This is a genomic window from Streptomyces sp. NRRL S-920 (genome assembly GCF_000717945.1).
Taxonomy (GTDB): Bacteria; Actinomycetota; Actinomycetes; order Streptomycetales; family Streptomycetaceae; genus Streptomyces; species Streptomyces alboniger.
Genome location: NZ_JODF01000157.1, coordinates 1 through 590, shown reverse-complemented (window position 1 = coordinate 590; position 590 = coordinate 1). Strand labels below are relative to the sequence as shown.

General features: G+C 65.1%; 1 pseudogene. It reads left to right on the top strand.

Annotated features, from left to right (window positions below):
- A pseudogene (locus IG54_RS0137310) lies at nt 1–590 on the top strand (alpha-amylase family glycosyl hydrolase); the annotation flags it as partial.

Genomic DNA, 590 nt, shown 5'->3' with positions numbered 1-590 from the left:
CGCTACCCCGTCTCCGAAATCCTCGCCAAAACCCCCGCCATCCCCAAAAACTGCCAATGGGGCATCTTCCTGCGCAACCACGACGAACTCACCCTGGAGATGGTCACCGACGAAGAACGCGACTACATGTACGCCGAATACGCCAAAGACCCCCGCATGCGCGCCAACATCGGCATCCGCCGCCGCCTCGCCCCCCTCCTGGACAACGACCGCAACCAGATCGAACTGTTCACCGCACTCCTGCTCTCCCTGCCCGGATCCCCGATCCTCTACTACGGCGACGAGATCGGCATGGGCGACAACATCTGGCTCGGCGACCGCGACGCCGTGCGCACCCCCATGCAATGGACCCCCGACCGCAACGCCGGCTTCTCCTCCTGCGACCCCGGCCGCCTCTTCCTCCCCACGATCATGGACCCCGTCTACGGCTACCAGGTCACCAACGTCGAAGCCTCCATGTCCTCCCCCTCCTCCCTCCTGCACTGGACCCGCAGGATGATCGAGATCCGCAAACAGAACCCCGCCTTCGGCCTGGGCACCTACACCGAACTCCCCTCCACCAACCCCGCCGTCCTCGCCTTCCTCAGGGA